This is a genomic window from Halovulum sp. GXIMD14794 (assembly GCF_054457455.1).
The window spans coordinates 948,600-964,206 of sequence record NZ_JBTLNF010000004.1; the positions used below are offsets into that span (position 1 = coordinate 948,600).

Consider the following 15,607-nt stretch of genomic DNA (forward strand, 5'->3'; position numbering starts at 1 on the left):
TCGGATCAGGCCGCCACCGGGCGGACTTCCGTCACTTCGGGGATGTAGTGCCTGAGCAGGTTCTCGATCCCCATTTTTAGCGTCATGGTCGACGACGGGCAGCCCGCGCAAGCACCCTGCATGTGCAGGTAGACCACGCCACGCTCAAACCCGTGGAAGGTGATGTCGCCACCGTCCTGCGCCACGGCGGGACGCACGCGGGTATCCAGCAGCTCCTTGATCTGGCTCACGATCTCGCCGTCGGGGCCGTCATGGTCCGCATGGCCGACCGAGCCGCTGTCGCCCTGCATCACAGGCTGACCGGACTGGTAATGCTCCATGATCGCGCCAAGGATCGCCGGCTTGATATGCGCCCAGTCCACGGTGTCCTGTTTGGTCACGGTCACGAAGTCGGGGCCGAAGAACACGCCGGTCACGCCGTCAACGCCGAACAGGCGGCTGGCAAGCGGCGAAGAGCCCGCGGCCTCGGCCGACGGAAAATCAGCGGTCCCGGCGGGCAGGACGGTCTCCCCCGGAAGAAACTTCAGCGTCGCCGGGTTCGGCGTCGATTCGGTCTGGATGAACATCGTCTGCCTCCAATCTCACAGGCACCCAATCTGGGCATCTTGAGAAATTAAGTCAAGCATCTTGGAACGTTTCTAAACTGACCCGCGGGATCACGTCACCGCGATGATGTCTTCCTTGGTCATGTTGCCCGGAACGATGGTGACGGGCACCGGCATTTCGCTGACCCGGCGTCCGGCAAGTTCCGTCACGAGCGGGCCGGGCCCGTCGCCCTTGGTGCCCGCGCCGAGCACGAGAACACCGATCTCCGGGTTCTCGCGGATGTGCTCGATGATTTCTCGGGCCTTCTCGCCCTCGCGGATCACCAGCGTCGGGGTCACGCCCTCGACCTTTTCCATACGGTCGCGGAACACCTCGAAATGCGCCTCGATCTTCTCGCGGGCTTCGGCCCGCATGACCTCGCCCACACCGATCCAGTGCTGGAACTCCTCTGGGGCGATCACCCCGAGTAGTTCCACACCGCCGCCAGTCTTGGCGGCGCGCAGCGCGGCGAACCTCATGGCGTTGAGGCACTCGGGCGTATCGTCGAGCACCACCAGAAACTTGCGCATCCCCGTCTCCCTCACTTCCGGCGCATCGTGGTCGAAGCGGGCGGGATGCGCAAGCGGCTCACCGGCTTCGGATGAAGCCGACGATCTCGTAGGTCCGGTCGAGGATCGGTTCGGCGATTTCGGCGGCGCGGTTGGCGCCATCGCCGAGGATCCGGTCCAGTTCGGCCTTGTCGCCCAGCAACTCGTCCATCTTCGCGGTGATCGGCGACAGTTTCGCCACCGCAAGATCGGCCAGAGCCGGCTTGAACGTACCGAACTGCGCGCCCGCGTACTCCGCGATCACCGCCTCTGCCGAGGTCTCGGCCAGCGCGGCGTAGATGTTGACCAGGTTCCGCGCCTCGGGCCGGTCCTCGAGGCCCTTCAGGGTCTCGGGCAACGGCTCGGGGTCGGTCTTGGCCTTGCGGAATTTCTTGGCGATCGTGTCCGCGTCGTCGGTCAGGTTGATCCGGCTCATGTCCGAGGCGTCGGACTTGGACATTTTCTTGGTGCCGTCGCGCAGGCTCATCACGCGGGTCGCCGCGCCCGAGATCATAGGTTCGGGCAAAGGGAAGAAGTCGGGCGCACTATAGTCGTTGTTGAACTTCGCCGCGGTGTCGCGCGCGAACTCAAGGTGCTGCTTCTGGTCCTCGCCCACGGGCACGTGGGTGGCGTGATAGGTCAGGATGTCGGCCGCCATCAGCGCGGGATAGGTGTACAGTCCCACGCTGGCGTTTTCCGTGTTCTTCCCGGCCTTGTCCTTGAACTGGGTCATGCGGTTGGCCCAGCCGATCCGCGCGACGCAGTTGAAGATCCAGGCCAGCCGCGTATGCGCCGGGACCTGGCTCTGGTTGAACAGGATCGACTTCTGCGGATCGAGCCCGCAGGCGATGTAGGCGGCGGCCACGGCGCGCGTCGCGTCGGCCAGTTCCTGCTGCCCCGGCCAGCCGGCAGTGATCGCGTGCAAGTCGACCATGCAGTAGATGGTCTCGCAATCGTCCTGCTGGAAATCGACAAAGCGCTTCACCGCGCCCAGATAGTTGCCCAGGGTCAGCTTGCCCGTGGGCTGGACGCCGGAGAAGACGCGCCGAGTGTGATTTGCCGTGGACGTTTCGTCCGTGGTGGCCTCGCGCATGGAATTCGATCCGGAGTTGTGATTAAACCGCGGCGCTTATCGCCCCGTGCCCGATCCGCGTCAACAGGCCGGCTTACAAGGAGCGCCCGATGTACGATCCGAACCACAACGCCTCGCCGATCAACCCGATCCCGCCGGTGGTGCTGGGCATGGTAGCGATCATCGCCGTGGTCGAGATGGCCTTTCAGCTGGGCGCGCGCGGCCTGATCGGCGGCCCAACCGCGATCCAGTGGCGGGTACAGGCGCTGCAGAGCTTCGCATTCTACGACACCATCTGGCATTCCTTCACGGCAACCGGCACCCTGCCCGCCGGAAGCTGGTGGCGATTCCTGACCTACCCGGTGGTGCACGCCAGCTTCACCCACGCGCTGTTCGCCTGCGTGCTGCTGCTGGCGTTGGGGAACTTCACCGCCAGGATATTTCGCCCGGTCGCCTTCGTGCTGGTTCTCGTGGCCTGCACCATTGCGGGCGCGGTCGCGTTCGGGCTGACCAGCGACGCGGGCGCGCCGCTCTACGGGGCCTATCCCGTCGCCTACGGCCTGATCGGCATGTACACTTGGTGCCTCTGGACCATGGCGGACCGGATGGGTCGCAATCCCTATGCCGCGTTCCAGCTGATCGGCATTCTTGTCGGTCTGCAGCTGCTCTTCGTGGTGATCGAGGGACGGTGGTACAGTTTCTTCGCCGAGATCGCGGGCTTCGTGACCGGCTTCGTGCTGGCCGCCCCTGCCGCGCCGGGCGGGGTCCAGAGGCTGCGGGCCAAACTGCGCGGTCGCTGAGCGATGGGGCCGCGTTTCCTGATCATGATGAGCCGCTGGGCGCGGAACCCTCCGTCACCGCACAAGGCGCTGGTGATCGCGATCGTCCTGGGGATCACGCTCGCCGCAGTCGTGGTTGAGAAGACCATCGGATGGCCCGACGCGCTGACCGTCGAGCCGCGCAGCAATCGTATCGTTCGCTAGCCCCGGCGCATCATCTGTCGCATGTCAGTCGCAGTGAACGCGCCCGTGCCGTGGACCGTCAAGGCGTAGACCACCGCACCGCCCAGCACGATACCGACCAGCCCCAGATAGCGCATGCCGCTCGCTTCGAGCACCGGGCCGAGACCCCAAGCCATGGCCGCTATCACCGCCGCCATCACCGCCGAGGCCGCCAGCATGCCCAGCGCCGAACGGCGCAGCCGGGCATCGGGGCGGATCCCGCCTTCGATGCGGCGGGCGCCGCGCAGCAGCAGGAAGAACATCACCCAGCCCGCCGTCGTCGTCGCCACGGGGGCGGCGAGATAGCCCATCACCGGAGCAAGCCCGATGGCGAGCACGGCGTTCACCACCATCGCCACCACGGCATAGCGGAACGGGCTCCGGGTGTCCTCGCGGGCGAAGAACACCGGCTGGACGACCTTCTGCAGAACGAAGGCCGGCAGGCCGAGACCGTAGATCGCCAGCGCCGCCGCCGTCGCGGCGCTGTCCTCGGGGCCGAAAGCGCCACGTTCGAAGAGGACCGAGACCAGCGGGCCGGGGATCACGATCAGCGCCGCCGCCGCGGGCAGGGTCAGCGCGAGGGTGAACTCGGCGGCACGGTTGATCGTCGCCACGCTGCCGCTTTCGTCCCCCGCCGCCAGACGGCGCGAGAGATCCGGCAGCAGCACGACGCCGATGGCAATGCCGACAACGCCGAGCGGCAGCTGGTAGAGCCGGTCGGCATAGCTCAGCCAGGCGACCGCGCCTTCGGTGAACGAGGCGACCTGTCGCCCGACCAGCAGGTTGATCTGCACCACGCCCCCCGCCAGCGCAGCGGGGGCGGCGATAACCGCGAGGCGCTTCAACTCGGGCGTCAGACGGGGGCGGCGCGGCAGCAGGGTGATCCCGGCGCGGCGGGCAGCCTCCCACACGAGGGCAAGCTGCGCGATGCCCGCGACCGGGACTGCCCAGACCAGCGCCGCGACGACGTCCGCGCCCGCAAGCGCCGCGCCGCCCATCGCCGCGATCAGGATCACGTTGAGCATCACCGGCGCGGCAGCGGCGGCCCAGAACCGACCCGTCGCATTCAGCACCCCGCTCGCCAGCGCGGCCAGCGAGATGAAGAGGATATAGGGAAAGACGATCCGGCCCATCGCGACAGCCATGTCCAGCCGCTCGTCCGCCGCAAAGCCCGAGGCCATCGCCAGCACGAAGGCGGGCATGAAAAGCTGCGCCAGCAGAACCAGCGCCAGAACTGCCGCGCCAAGGCCCGTCAGCGCGTCGCGGGCGAAAGCCTCGGCATCGTCGCCCTGCTCGACCCGTTTCGAGAACATCGGGACGAAGGCGACGTTGAATGCGCCCTCGGCAAAGAAACGGCGGAACATGTTGGGCAGGGCAAACGCCACGAGGAAGGCATCGGCGGCGGGGCCGGCACCGAGGAACAACGCGATCAGGATGTCACGGCCGAAGCCGAGCACCCGGCTCAGCATCGTCCAGGCGCCGACGGTCATGAAGGCGCGCGCCATGCGGCGGGTGCCGCTCACGTATCGGCCCTCGCAGCGCCTTCGCGGATGGCGTTGCGCAGGACCGAGGCAATCTGGCTCTGCTTGGTTCGGCTGGTGACCTTCAGCCCGAAAGCGTCCTTGACGTAGAACGTATCGACGGCCTGCTCGCCATATGTCGCGATGATCGCAGACGAGATCCGCATGTGCGTTGCAGTCAAGCTGCGCGCCAGATCGTAGAGGAGCCCGGGACGGTCGCGGGTGTCCACGGTGATCATCGTGTAGATTTCCGAACCGTCGTTGTCGAAGGTGATCTCGGTCGGGACGACGAAACCCTTCTCGCGCTTCTTGAGCCGGTCACGTTCGGCAAAGGCGTCGCGGGCCACCACCTCGCCCGAAAGCGTGCGCTGGATCATTCGGCGCAGGCGCGGCAGGCGGGATTCCTCGAACGGGTGGCCGTCGTTGTCCTGGATCCAGAACACACATGTCGCGATCCCGTCCGACGAGGTATAGGACCGGGCGTCCTTCACATTGGCCCCGGACAGCGCCAGCGCACCCGCGATCCGCGCGAACACGCCCGGATGGTCGGGCATGGCGAAACTCGCACGCGTCGCGTCGCGGGACGGGTCCTGGTCGATGCGGACCGAGGGCTTGTCCTCTGACACTTCGCGGCAGAGCTGCGCCAGGGCGACATGCTCTTCGGTGGTCAGGCCCAGCCAGAACGAGGCGTAGTGGCGGCCCTGCTCGGCGGCGATCTCCTCGGCGCTCCAGTCGGGCAACGCGGCGGCGAAATCGTCCTTCGCCTCCTCGATCCGTTCCGGACGGCTCTGGCTGTCGGTCTCGCCGGTCATGTAGTCCATGGCCTGCCGGTAGAGATCCCGCAGCAGCATGGCCTTCCAGTTGTTCCAGACGCCGGGACCGACGCCGCGGATATCGCAGACGGTCAGCACGGTCAGCAGCCGCAACCGCGCGGGGCTGGCGACGATGTTCGCAAAATCGCGGACCGTGCGCGCATCGGCGAGGTCGCGCTTCTGGGCGAAGTCGGACATCACAAGGTGGTTGCGGACCAGCCAGGCGACGGTCTCGGTCTCGTCCTTGGCAAGGCCCAGGCGCGGGCACAGCTTCTCGGCGATCTCGGCGCCCACCTCGGAGTGCGGTCGGGCGCGGCCCTTGCCGATATCGTGCAATAGAAGCGCGACATAGAGGATCGGCCGGCTGACACCACGTTCGAGGATGCCGCTGGCGATCGGCAGTTCCTCTTGCAGGGCCCCGCGCTCGATATCGTGCAGCACGCCGATACATTGGATCGTGTGCTCGTCCACCGTGTAGTGGTGGTACATATTGTACTGCATCATCGCGACGATGCGGCCGAAATCGGGGATGAACGCGCCGAGCACGCCCATCTCGTTCATCCGGCGCAGCGCCCGCTCGGGGTCCTCGCGGTCCAGCAGCAACTGCATGAACAGCTCGTTGGCCTCAGGGCTCTTGCGCAGGCTGTCGTCGATCAGGTGCAGATTGCCGGTGACCAGCCGCATCGCGTTGGGATGGATCATGTAGCCGGTCCGCATGGCGATGCGGAACAGCCGCAGGAAGTTCACCGGGTCGGCCAGGAATTCGGCCGGATCGGCGACGTCGAGCCGGCCGTTCAGCAGCTTGTAACCCTCCGGCGCATTGCCCGAGGCAAGGCTGAACCGGTGCAGAAGGCTGCGCGCCATGCTCGGGCGGCGTTTCACATGCTCGGCCTCGAGCGCGGCGAGGAAGATCCGCGTCAGCTCGCCGACCTGCCGCGCGTAGGTGAAGTAGGTCTGCATGAAGCGCTCGACGGCGCGCTGACCCTCGGTATCGACAAAGCCCATGCGACTGGCGACCTCGACCTGGTGGTCGAAGGTCAGCGTCTCCATCGCGCGCCCGGCGATCAGGTGCAGCTGGCAGCGCGTCGCCCAGAGGAAGTTCTCGGCCTCGAGGAAGGTCTTCATCTCGGCTTCGGTGAACTGGCCGCTGCGAACGAGATCCTCATGCGTCACGGCCTGATTCAGGTACTTGGCGATCCAGAACAGTGTCTGCAGATCGCGCAGCCCGCCCTTGCCTTCCTTGACGTTGGGCTCGACCAGATAGCGCGAGCCGCCGTTGCGGCGGTGCCGATCCTCTCGTTCCTCCAGCTTGGCCTCGACGAACTCGGGACCGGTCTTGGCGAACAGATCCTTCCAGAGGCGCTTGTCCAGTTCCGCCGAAAGAGGTTCGTGCCCCGTGACGAAACGGTTCTCAAGCAGCGCCGTTCGGATCGTCAGGTCCTTCGCGCCAAGCCGGATGCACTCGTCCACCGTACGCACGGCCTGCCCGACCTTCAGCTTCAAGTCCCACAGGATGTAGAGCATGTGCTCGATCACGCTCTCGCACCATGCGGTCGGCTTCCAGGGCGTCAGGAACAGCAGGTCGACGTCGGAATAGGGCGCCATCTCGCCGCGGCCATAGCCTCCAACGGCGACGATGCAGACATGCTCGCCTGCGGTCGGGGTTGCGTTCGGCTCGGCGATGCGGGTGACGAAACGCCAGGCGGCCCTGATCAGCAGGTCGGTGAGCGCAGCATAGGACCGGACGGCGCGGCGGGCGGCATAGGGATAGTCGCCCAACTCGGCGGCGATGCGCGCCCGGCCTTCGGTGTTGGCTTCGGCCAGCAGGGAAATCAGCTCGGCGCGCAAAACGCTGTTGTCTTCGGTCCGGTCCATCTGGTCGATGCGCGCCAACAGCGCATCCGCATCGATCACGTCCGCCGGGTCGATCCCCGGTGCGCGCAGCGCGATATCAGAACCCACTTGCAGAGAAGCTCCTTGGGGCGGGCGAGACCTGCTGCGCGGTGCCGTCCACCACTTCATAGACCGCAAGCGCCCGCTCGTTCCGGCCATCCGGAAGCAACCGGAAGATCCCCATCACCCCCGCGAAGCCCGAAGGCTGGGTCAGCCGTGCCGCCGAGAACGGATCGTCGCGCCCCTGAGAGCGGGCCTCAGCGATCAGCGCTCCGACAGCGGCAACCCCGTCATAGGCAAGGCCAGACAGCGGGTGCGGCGCTTGCCCGAAGCGCGCCGCATATCGGCTTTCGAACTGCGTAGCGAGCGCCTGGTCCGGGGCGGCGAACCAGCCGCCCGAAAGCCCGGGCTGCGCCATCGCCTGCGCGCTGGTGTCCCAGCGTTGAAGCCCCAGGAAACGGGCCTGGCTGTCGCGCACGCCCAGTCCCCGAAGGGTCTCGGCCATGAAGGTCAGACCGCCCGTCGGCCCATCGGTCAGTACCACGGCGTTCGCCGCCGAACCGCGCAGTTGCTGGGCGATGCCGGGTGCGGTCTCGGTGATGCCCTGAACCGACAGCGGATAGCTGGCGTCGGCCACCAACCGCCCGCCGACGGCCTGGACCGCCTGCGCAACCGCGTCGCGGGCAAGCTCTCCCTCGGTGCCCTGCGGATGCACGACGGCGATGTCCAGCAGCCCCTCGTTCGCGGCATGATCCACAACCCGCCGCGCGGTATTGTCGAAGGTCACGCCCAGCACGTAGACGTTGCCGCCCGCGATGTCGGGGTTGTTAGACAGGCTCAGCACCGTCAGCCCCTGCGCCGCGGCGATCGGACCGACCTGCGCCGTCGCTTCGGAAAAGAGCGGCCCGAGCACCACGTCCGCGCCTTCCTGGATGGCGGTCTGCGCCGCATTCGCGGCGGCAGCGGCCTCTCCGGCGGTGGCGTAGACGCTGATCTCGAGATCGACGCCGGCCAGGTCGCCGCGCGCCATCTCCGCCGCGTTTACCAGGCTTTGCCCCAGCGCCTCGCGCTGGCTGTCGGTCGAGCCGATCGGGGTCAGAAGCGCCACGCGGATGGGACCTTCGGGATCGACGGACGGACCAGTTCCGGGGCCAGTCGTCGGCACGGTACAACCTGCCAGCACCAGCCCGGCCAGTAGCGATATGGTGCGAAGGCTTCGAACGAAGGGCATGTAACCTGTCCCTGTGGCTGCTCGTTCCAGTTCGGGCGTGCCTTGTGGCCCCCCCGGATTTCGGCGCACACTAGTGCCGAGCCTCGCCCCTGTAAACGGAACAATCCCCGACATGGCGCTACGCCCCGGACTCTACCTTGTTGCGACGCCAATCGGAACGGCGGACGACATCACATTGCGCGCATTGGCCATCCTGCGCGAGGCGGACATGCTGGCCGCCGAGGACACGCGGAATACCCGCAAGCTTATGGAAATCCACGGAGTTCCGCTGAACGGTCGGCGCGTGGTCCCCTATCACGACCACAACGGCGCGCAGGCCCGGCCCGGCCTGCTGAAAGCCGTCTCCGAGGGGCAGTCGGTCGCCTATGTCTCGGACGCCGGCACGCCGCTGATCGCCGATCCGGGATACCGGCTGGCGCAGGAGGCAATCGCCGAGGGTCTGCCGGTGACCGCCGCGCCGGGCGCGTCTGCGGTGCTGGCGGCGCTATCCGTGGCAGGGTTGCCGACCGACCGCTTCCTGTTCGCAGGCTTCCCGCCACCGAAATCCGCCGCCCGCAGAACCGAATTCGGGGAATTGGCGCAGGTCCCGGCAACGCTGGTGTTCTACGACTCCCCGCGCCGGCTGGCGGACTGCCTCGCGGACATGGCCGCAGTTCTTGGAGGCTCCCGACAGGTCGCGGTCTGCCGCGAGCTGACCAAGCGCTTCGAGGAGGTTCGGCGCGGCACGCTGGCGGAAATGGCCGAGACCTACGCCAACGAGGCCCCGCCGAAGGGCGAGGTGGTGATCGTCGTCGGCCCGCCCGAAAAGACCCAGGCCACCGCCGAGGACCTGGACAGCGCCCTGGTCGCCGCGATGCAGGACAACAGCCTGAAGGACGCCGCCGCGATTGTGGCCGAGGCCACCGGCCTGCCCCGCAAGCAGGTCTACGCCCGCGCGCTGGAGTTGCGCGGGAAATGAGCGGCAGCGGGCGGTATCATTCGGGACTGGCTGCCGAGGACTCGGCTCTGCGGCTCTATGAGGCCGAGGGCGGGCAGGAGCTGGACCGCCGAGCCCGCACGCAGGCGGGCGAGATCGACCTGATCGTCGGCCAGGGAGACGAGGTGATCTTCGTCGAGGTGAAGGCCCGCAAGACCCACGCCGCAGCGGCCGAATCCCTATCGCCCCGGCAGCAGCAACGAATCTTCACCGCCGCCCAGATCTGGCTGGATCAGACCGGCCGAACCTCGCTCACGGCTTGCCGGTTCGACGTGGTGACAGTGGACGCCACCGGTGAGGCCCGCAGGATCGTGAACGCCTTCGGAGGTTAACCGCGTCTTGCCATCGCCGCCCCGATGCACAATCTGTCACCCACACCGCGCATTCGACAACGGACCCAGCCCATGCCCCTGAACGTCGCCATCCAGATGGACCCGATCGAGTCCATCGACATCAACGCCGACAGCAGCTTCCGCATTCTCGAAGAAGCGCAGGCGCGCGGGCACAGCCTGTTCTACTACACGCCCGACAAGCTGATCTTCGACGGCGGCAAGGTGAAGGCGACCGGCTGGCCGCTGGAAGTGCGGCGCGAGAAGGGCAACCACTTCACGCTGGGCGAGCGGACAACCGTGGACCTGGCCGACTACGACGTCGTATGGCTGCGTCAGGATCCGCCCTTCGACATGAGCTACATCACCACGACGCATCTGCTGGACATGGTCCGCGACACGACGCTGGTGGTGAACGATCCGTTCTGGGTGCGGAACTACCCCGAGAAGCTGCTGGTCCTACAGTTCCCCGAGCTTACCCCGCCGACGATGATTGCACGCGATCTGGCCGCGCTGCGCGAGTTCAAGAACCGGCACGGCGACATCATTCTCAAGCCGCTATACGGCAATGGCGGCGCGGGTGTCTTTCGGCTGGAGCATGGCGACCGCAACCTGAACTCGCTCCATGAGTTGTTTGCGGGCATCAACCGCGAACCGCTGATCGCGCAGAAGTTCCTGCCGGACGTGTCGGGTGGCGACAAACGGGTGATCCTGGTCGACGGCGAGCCGGTGGGCGCGATTAATCGCGTTCCAGCCGAGGGCGAAACCCGCTCGAACATGCATGTCGGCGGCAGGGCGGAGAAGGTCGGGCTGACCGAGCGCGATCTGGAGATCTGCGCCGCGATCGGCCCGCTTCTGCGCGAGAAGGGCCAGATCTTCGTCGGCATCGACGTGATCGGCCGCTACCTGACCGAGATCAACGTGACCTCGCCCACCGGCCTTCAGGAACTCGAGCGCTTCGACGGGACCAATGTCACCGCGAAGATCTGGGAGGCGATCGAGGCGCGCCGCGCCTGATGGCGTCGCGCCGGCTGAACGCCGCGCGCTGGCTGTCGCGCACCTTCCAGCGCCCGATGCTGGAACGGGCGCGCAATCACCACTTTCAACGCCTGCGCGTGGAGCTTGGCGGGCGTGTATTTTTCCGGGGCCGCGCCTTGCTGGCCTTCCGAACCGAAACCCTCGGCGGCGTGCCGGTGCGGCGGCGTCGCGGGGCGTACCGCGGCACGCTTTTCTACATCCACGGCGGCGCGTTCATGTTCTTCAGCGGCCGCTCGCACCAGGGCATCGCCTCGCGCCTCGGGCTCCCGCTGAAGCTCGAGCCCGTACTACCGGACTATCGCCGCGCGCCGGAACACGGCTTTCCCGCAGCCATCGACGACGTGACCGACGCCTATGCAGCACTGGTCGCGACGCCGGGTGCCCTGCCGGTCGTGATCGCCGGGGAAAGCGCAGGCGGCGGTCTGGCACTGTCGCTGCTGCATCGGATTCTTGCGCGCGGCCTGACCCGGCCAGCCGCCGTGCTGACTTTCTCACCCTGGTGCGACCTGACGCTGTCGGGAGAAAGCCTGCGAACCAACGCCGACCGAGACCCGATGCTCCCCGCCACGCGCCTGCCCGAGGTCGCCGCGACATACCTGCAGGGCGCGAACCCGAGGCAACCCGACGCCTCGCCGCTGTTCGGTGTGTTCGGAGGCGCGCCGCCGATCCTGATACAGGCCTGTCGCGATGAGATCCTGTTCAGCGACGCGAAAGTCATGAGGAACCGGCTGAGGGAGCAGGGCGTGCCCGTGCGATTCGATCCGATCCGGCGCGGGCTTCATTCATACCAGGTGCTGCACGGCTGGGTGCCCGAGGCCACGCAGGCGGTCGAGCGCGCCATCACCTTCGCCGGGAACGCGCTGAAACGCTAGCGCTGGAACTGCTGCTGCCGCCTGAGTTTCTCGCCAATCAGGCAATCGGTGGCCGAAGCGCGCCTGAGCCGCGGTGGCGGCATGTTGCCGGAAATCTCCAGCACCAGTTTCTGCCGGATCGAGGCGACGAGGCGGTCGATCTCGAAAATCGGGATCACGAAAGCGCTTTCGCCGGTGATCACGCAGGTCTCGTAATAGATGTCGAGATCGGGGATCGCGTAGACGCCCGTCGGCTCCTTCAGCATGAACGGCAGCCCGTTGACCTCGATCCCGAGCGCGGCAACCTCGGCGCGGACTTCGACCACGGGCCGTCCGCGGTTGTTCGGGCCGTCGCCGGAGACGTCGATCACCTTGCGTCGCCCGTCATAGGCGTTGGTCTCGATCCAGTAGGCCGCCTGCTCCAGCGCACTGGAAATCGAGGTTCCGCGCTGCGCGGAAAGAGGCTGCGTGCGCAATTTCCGCGCCGCGGCGGCGGCATCCTCGGGCGTTTCGATCAGGGTCCAGTCCACCAGCACCCGGTGCCGCCCGACGCCGCCCCATTCGAAATACATGATCGCTGCGCGGCCCAACTGCCCCATGCTCAGCGCCGAGGTAACGGCGGGGTGTTCGAGCGCCATCGCGTAGCCTTCGCGCTGCAATCGAAGTTCATCGAAATCCATCGAACGCGAGGTGTCGACGGCAAGGACCAGTTCCAGATCGACGGGCATGCGCGGTGCGTCCTGGGCCACCGCAAGCCCGGCGAAAAGGCAAAGTCCACTAGCGATCCATCTGATCATCGCGAGCCTCCTCGGAGCGAGCATAGCACAAGGTTTCGCGACCGCGAGGAACTGGTTTCCCAGAAAGCAAAAAGGCGCGCCCGCAATAGGGCGCGCCAGTCAAACCACAGGCTCAGGCGTGTGCGGGTCTCAGCCCATGGATCCGACGAAATCAAGCGACATCTGCTCGACACCGGCGGCGATGCCCAGACCCTGACGGCCCGAGACGCTCAGCGGCTGCAGGGTGATGCTGTCGTCGAGGCCACCGACCTGGACGCGGGCGCCGGCGCCAAGGCCCAGCGCGGCGTCAGCGCTTGCGCCCACGTAGTTGCCGGTGATCAGGCCTTCGTCGAACGTGCCGGTCGCGGACAGAACGGCCCATTTCAGCGTCTCGGCCCGTTCGATGCTCAGATCGACGCCCAGCTTGTTGATCTTCGCGGTGTAGCGCTCGGCGGGGAGATCATTCCGGGCGGTGTCGAAGACGCAGTCGTAGGTAGCGTCCGAGATCACCACGAAGTTCGTCTTGTCGGTCAGCTCACAGGTCAGAACACCTGCCTCAAGGCCCCCGCCATCCGGGTCCTGGTTCTGCGCGAGCGCGCCCGAAACACCGATGGCCGCCGCAAGGGCGCCTGCAAAAATGGGGGTTTTCATAGTCTTGCCTCCAGTCAGTCGATTTGCGGTATTCGCCGCGTGACTGGGGGTTCAACTCGCCCCGCTGCGGGAGGGTTCCATGACCGCGCGGAATCACGCCGAGGCGGACAATTCCAGCGGGGCGGGGGTCAGCGCCTTGATGTCGTCTGTGCCAAGCGGTGCTTCCGGGCGGCCAAGCCGGTAGCGGGTCACCCACAGCAGCCGGGTCTCGGCGCGGGTAATGGCGACATAGGCAAGGCGCTTCCAAAGCGGAATGCCCGCCTCGGTCCGCCCGGCACGCGATGCGGCGTAGAGGTCCGGCGCGAAGACCTGCACCTCGGGCCATTGCGAGCCCTGCGCCTTGTGGATCGTGCAGGCCGCGCCATGCAGGAAGGCCGCGCCCATGTTGGCGGCGGTGGGGATGAACGGCTCTTCCTCGCCGGGTTTCTCGATCTTGATGATGGTCGCGGCGTTGACCTGAGGCTCTTGGGCGCCGACGACATGCAGACGCGCGAAACCGGGCCTGCGCCCGGCCCCCATGTAGATCGCCTGCGCACCCTTGATGAGACCGCGCGCCTCGAGGTCCAGCCGCTTCTTGCGGTGCTTCAGAGGCAGCTCGATCCCGTCGCAGATCAGGGGCTCGCCGGGCAAAAGCGCATCCTCGGGCGCGTTGTAGGCAGCGCGGAATGCCTGGATCAGCCGGATCCGCGTATTGTTGCGCCAGACCAGCACCGGCGAGCGCGCCATCGCCTGCGCATCGACGCGCGGAGAAATCACGATCCGGTCGTCCTCGGCGGCCAACTGCTCCAGCTTGCGCTCGAATTCGTGGAACTCCAGATCCGGGTCGGCGAGGCTGTGCGCAAGGTCGAGGATCGGGTTGTCCTGCGCCTGCCGGTGGATGCGGCTGAGCTGCAGCTTGCGCGGCTCGGGCAGCGCATCGAAGCACATCGCGCCCGACTGCCCCACTGGGGCCAGCTGCGCCGGATCGCCGAATAATACCAGTGTCGAGAAAATTTCCTGCAGGTCCTCGAACTGGCGGTCGTCCAGCATCGAGGCCTCGTCGATGAAACCGATGTCCAGCGGATCGTCGCGTCGCTTCCAGCCGGTGATGAAATCCGAGCCGCGCAACCCTGCCGCAGCCAGCGCGCCGGGGATGGATTTCTGCACTTCGAAGAACGCCTTGGCACGGTCGAGCGCGGCGTCGGTCAGCCCTTCGACCTCGGGGCGCTCGCCGCCTTCGGCCAGCCAGATCGCGATCTTCTCGTACTCCGGGTCATAGACCGGGGTATAGAGGATCCGGTGGATCGTCGTCGCGGCCACACCCCGCTGCCGCAGAACCGAGGCCGCCTTGTTCGTCGGCGCAAGGATCGCCAGCGTGCGCTTGTCGCGACGCCGCCGCCCCTCCCAGTCGCCCGAGACGGTCTCGACCCCCGCTTCGTTCAGCGCGTCGACCAGCCGGGCAAGCAGCATGGTCTTGCCCGATCCGGCCTTGCCCAGAACGGCCAGCGTGCTCTGCCGGTCCTCGGGACGCGGCATGAGCGTGTCGTCGGCCAGGTTGACGCCGGCCCCTTCGAGCGCGGCGGCAACGGCGTCGTAGGCCTCGGCCTGGTCGTCCGAGAGGGTCGGCAAGTTCTCCATGCTGCTTTCTAGCTTGACCCGAGAGGGGCGTACAGTCGGGATGACCTCAAGCGGCCATCGCGGGTCCGGCGGTCGGGAAGGCCGCCTCAAACCAGGGCGCGGCGGTCAGCGGATCAAGCCCCGCCCGCGCGGCGATGCTGTCGCGGATCGCCGTTCCGAACGGCCAGAGGCCAAGGCAGATCCGGCGGCGGTCCGGCCCGTCCGCACCGATGAACGACGGCTCCCAGCCGATGCTGCGATAGATCCGCGTCATGCGCTCGTCGTAGACGCCCAGCGCACGGGTCAGGCTGAACCGGATGCCCAGCTCCTGCCCGCCCAACATCAGCGTTCCGGCCCAGTTGCGCGCCTCGGTCCCAGCGCGCGGGGACAGGCAGAAACGGGTGCACTCCCAGATGAAGGGCGCGCGGATCTGGATGCCGTGGTTCAGGTGGCGGAAATGCTCGTTCACCATCGTCCGCCCAATGCTGGGCATCACTCGCATCGAGGCCGCGTGCCCGCCTCCGGGACGTTCGAGGATGATGTAGAGCGGGTTCATCGCGTCGTACTGGTCCCGCTCGCCGCCGTCGGCATCGCGGGCAAGGTCCCAGTCCAGCCTGTCGATGAACTGCGCCGCCCGGTCACGGAACATTTCAAGCGCAAGCTCGGGGTGGGACTTCAGCTGACTGGCGTAGAGGTAACGGATCATGGCGCGGCTCCGATGCAAGTGG

Annotated in this window: 16 protein-coding genes; 6 read left to right on the top strand and 10 right to left on the bottom strand. The window is 67.0% G+C overall.

The window, feature by feature from the left end:
- Nucleotides 1-5 precede the first annotated feature (5 nt).
- The 3 genes from ACW9UR_RS11265 to trpS all read right to left on the bottom strand — a co-directional run bounded on the left by ACW9UR_RS11265 (nucleotide 6) and on the right by trpS (nucleotide 2,226).
- Nucleotides 6-566: a NifU family protein gene (locus tag ACW9UR_RS11265; protein WP_458917059.1), complete on the bottom strand. Its 561-nt coding sequence runs from the start codon at nucleotides 564-566 to the stop codon at nucleotides 6-8.
- A gap of 90 nt (nucleotides 567-656) precedes the next feature.
- On the bottom strand, nucleotides 657-1,115 hold the full coding sequence (locus ACW9UR_RS11270) for a universal stress protein (RefSeq protein WP_458917060.1): 459 nt from the start codon (nucleotides 1,113-1,115) through the stop codon (nucleotides 657-659).
- 58 nt (nucleotides 1,116-1,173) lie between these two features.
- The gene (trpS, locus tag ACW9UR_RS11275; RefSeq protein WP_458917061.1) at nucleotides 1,174-2,226 is read right to left on the bottom strand and encodes a tryptophan--tRNA ligase; all 1,053 of its coding nucleotides are present in this window, start codon (nucleotides 2,224-2,226) and stop codon (nucleotides 1,174-1,176) included.
- A gap of 89 nt (nucleotides 2,227-2,315) precedes the next feature.
- Here trpS and ACW9UR_RS11280 point away from each other — a divergent pair, with 89 nt between their 5' ends.
- Together ACW9UR_RS11280 and ACW9UR_RS11285 are read left to right on the top strand one after the other, a co-directional pair.
- Nucleotides 2,316-3,005 (top strand): rhomboid family intramembrane serine protease, encoded by a 690-nt coding sequence (locus tag ACW9UR_RS11280; RefSeq protein ID WP_458917062.1) that lies wholly within the window; start codon nucleotides 2,316-2,318, stop codon nucleotides 3,003-3,005.
- Nucleotides 3,006-3,008: 3 nt separating this feature from the next.
- The gene (locus ACW9UR_RS11285) at nucleotides 3,009-3,188 is read left to right on the top strand and encodes a hypothetical protein (protein WP_458917063.1); all 180 of its coding nucleotides are present in this window, start codon (nucleotides 3,009-3,011) and stop codon (nucleotides 3,186-3,188) included.
- On the opposite strand, the gene murJ is transcribed toward ACW9UR_RS11285, so the two are convergent.
- Genes murJ through ACW9UR_RS11300 form a run of 3 tightly spaced genes read right to left on the bottom strand, consistent with a single transcriptional unit; the run spans nucleotide 3,185 to nucleotide 8,662 of the window.
- A complete protein-coding gene (gene murJ / locus ACW9UR_RS11290) occupies nucleotides 3,185-4,711 on the bottom strand; it encodes a murein biosynthesis integral membrane protein MurJ (RefSeq protein ID WP_458917185.1) in 1,527 nt (508 codons plus the stop codon). The genes ACW9UR_RS11285 and murJ overlap by 4 nt on opposite strands.
- Nucleotides 4,712-4,725: 14 nt before the next feature.
- Nucleotides 4,726-7,560: a [protein-PII] uridylyltransferase gene (locus ACW9UR_RS11295; protein WP_458917064.1), complete on the bottom strand. Its 2,835-nt coding sequence runs from the start codon at nucleotides 7,558-7,560 to the stop codon at nucleotides 4,726-4,728.
- On the bottom strand, nucleotides 7,490-8,662 hold the full coding sequence (locus ACW9UR_RS11300; RefSeq protein ID WP_458917065.1) for a penicillin-binding protein activator: 1,173 nt from the start codon (nucleotides 8,660-8,662) through the stop codon (nucleotides 7,490-7,492). Before ACW9UR_RS11300 ends, ACW9UR_RS11295 begins: the two co-directional genes overlap by 71 nt.
- 112 nt (nucleotides 8,663-8,774) lie before the next feature.
- Between ACW9UR_RS11300 and rsmI the strand changes: the two genes are divergently transcribed.
- From rsmI to ACW9UR_RS11320, 4 genes are all read left to right on the top strand, one after another.
- On the top strand, nucleotides 8,775-9,620 hold the full coding sequence (gene rsmI / locus ACW9UR_RS11305) for a 16S rRNA (cytidine(1402)-2'-O)-methyltransferase (RefSeq protein WP_458917066.1): 846 nt from the start codon (nucleotides 8,775-8,777) through the stop codon (nucleotides 9,618-9,620).
- Nucleotides 9,617-9,970: a YraN family protein gene (locus tag ACW9UR_RS11310; protein ID WP_458917067.1), complete on the top strand. Its 354-nt coding sequence runs from the start codon at nucleotides 9,617-9,619 to the stop codon at nucleotides 9,968-9,970. Before rsmI ends, ACW9UR_RS11310 begins: the two co-directional genes overlap by 4 nt.
- A 72-nt stretch (nucleotides 9,971-10,042) precedes the next feature.
- On the top strand, nucleotides 10,043-10,984 hold the full coding sequence (gene gshB, locus ACW9UR_RS11315; RefSeq protein WP_458917068.1) for a glutathione synthase: 942 nt from the start codon (nucleotides 10,043-10,045) through the stop codon (nucleotides 10,982-10,984).
- Nucleotides 10,984-11,877: an alpha/beta hydrolase fold domain-containing protein gene (locus ACW9UR_RS11320; RefSeq protein ID WP_458917069.1), complete on the top strand. Its 894-nt coding sequence runs from the start codon at nucleotides 10,984-10,986 to the stop codon at nucleotides 11,875-11,877. The genes gshB and ACW9UR_RS11320 overlap by 1 nt, the downstream gene beginning before the upstream one ends.
- Here the strand turns inward: ACW9UR_RS11320 and ACW9UR_RS11325 are convergent.
- The 4 genes from ACW9UR_RS11325 to ACW9UR_RS11340 form a co-directional block, all read right to left on the bottom strand.
- Nucleotides 11,874-12,653 carry a DUF1194 domain-containing protein gene (locus tag ACW9UR_RS11325; RefSeq protein WP_458917070.1) on the bottom strand — a complete coding sequence of 260 codons (780 nt, stop codon included), beginning with the start codon at nucleotides 12,651-12,653 and terminating at the stop codon, nucleotides 11,874-11,876. The two genes, ACW9UR_RS11320 and ACW9UR_RS11325, sit on opposite strands and share 4 nt — an antisense overlap.
- Nucleotides 12,654-12,782: 129 nt before the next feature.
- Nucleotides 12,783-13,283 carry a DUF992 domain-containing protein gene (locus ACW9UR_RS11330; RefSeq protein WP_458917071.1) on the bottom strand — a complete coding sequence of 167 codons (501 nt, stop codon included), beginning with the start codon at nucleotides 13,281-13,283 and terminating at the stop codon, nucleotides 12,783-12,785.
- 93 nt (nucleotides 13,284-13,376) lie between these two features.
- A complete protein-coding gene (locus ACW9UR_RS11335) occupies nucleotides 13,377-14,900 on the bottom strand; it encodes an AAA family ATPase (RefSeq protein ID WP_458917072.1) in 1,524 nt (507 codons plus the stop codon).
- 46 nt (nucleotides 14,901-14,946) lie between these two features.
- Nucleotides 14,947-15,585, bottom strand: coding sequence for an acyl-homoserine-lactone synthase (locus ACW9UR_RS11340; protein WP_458917073.1), 639 nt, complete (start codon nucleotides 15,583-15,585; stop codon nucleotides 14,947-14,949).
- Nucleotides 15,586-15,607: the final 22 nt, after the last annotated feature.

What these genes read in the sequence shown, in the direction of transcription:
- ACW9UR_RS11265 (WP_458917059.1), bottom strand. Translation starts at nt 566, where the DNA reads ATGTTCATCCAGACCGAATCGACGCCGAACCCGGCGACGCTGAAGTTT.
- ACW9UR_RS11270 (WP_458917060.1), bottom strand. Translation starts at nt 1,115, where the DNA reads ATGCGCAAGTTTCTGGTGGTGCTCGACGATACGCCCGAGTGCCTCAAC.
- trpS (WP_458917061.1), bottom strand. Translation starts at nt 2,226, where the DNA reads ATGCGCGAGGCCACCACGGACGAAACGTCCACGGCAAATCACACTCGG.
- ACW9UR_RS11280 (WP_458917062.1), top strand. Translation starts at nt 2,316, where the DNA reads ATGTACGATCCGAACCACAACGCCTCGCCGATCAACCCGATCCCGCCG.
- ACW9UR_RS11285 (WP_458917063.1), top strand. Translation starts at nt 3,009, where the DNA reads ATGGGGCCGCGTTTCCTGATCATGATGAGCCGCTGGGCGCGGAACCCT.
- murJ (WP_458917185.1), bottom strand. Translation starts at nt 4,711, where the DNA reads ATGGCGCGCGCCTTCATGACCGTCGGCGCCTGGACGATGCTGAGCCGG.
- ACW9UR_RS11295 (WP_458917064.1), bottom strand. Translation starts at nt 7,560, where the DNA reads ATGAAGTGGTGGACGGCACCGCGCAGCAGGTCTCGCCCGCCCCAAGGA.
- ACW9UR_RS11300 (WP_458917065.1), bottom strand. Translation starts at nt 8,662, where the DNA reads ATGCCCTTCGTTCGAAGCCTTCGCACCATATCGCTACTGGCCGGGCTG.
- rsmI (WP_458917066.1), top strand. Translation starts at nt 8,775, where the DNA reads ATGGCGCTACGCCCCGGACTCTACCTTGTTGCGACGCCAATCGGAACG.
- ACW9UR_RS11310 (WP_458917067.1), top strand. Translation starts at nt 9,617, where the DNA reads ATGAGCGGCAGCGGGCGGTATCATTCGGGACTGGCTGCCGAGGACTCG.
- gshB (WP_458917068.1), top strand. Translation starts at nt 10,043, where the DNA reads ATGCCCCTGAACGTCGCCATCCAGATGGACCCGATCGAGTCCATCGAC.
- ACW9UR_RS11320 (WP_458917069.1), top strand. Translation starts at nt 10,984, where the DNA reads ATGGCGTCGCGCCGGCTGAACGCCGCGCGCTGGCTGTCGCGCACCTTC.
- ACW9UR_RS11325 (WP_458917070.1), bottom strand. Translation starts at nt 12,653, where the DNA reads ATGATCAGATGGATCGCTAGTGGACTTTGCCTTTTCGCCGGGCTTGCG.
- ACW9UR_RS11330 (WP_458917071.1), bottom strand. Translation starts at nt 13,283, where the DNA reads ATGAAAACCCCCATTTTTGCAGGCGCCCTTGCGGCGGCCATCGGTGTT.
- ACW9UR_RS11335 (WP_458917072.1), bottom strand. Translation starts at nt 14,900, where the DNA reads ATGGAGAACTTGCCGACCCTCTCGGACGACCAGGCCGAGGCCTACGAC.
- ACW9UR_RS11340 (WP_458917073.1), bottom strand. Translation starts at nt 15,585, where the DNA reads ATGATCCGTTACCTCTACGCCAGTCAGCTGAAGTCCCACCCCGAGCTT.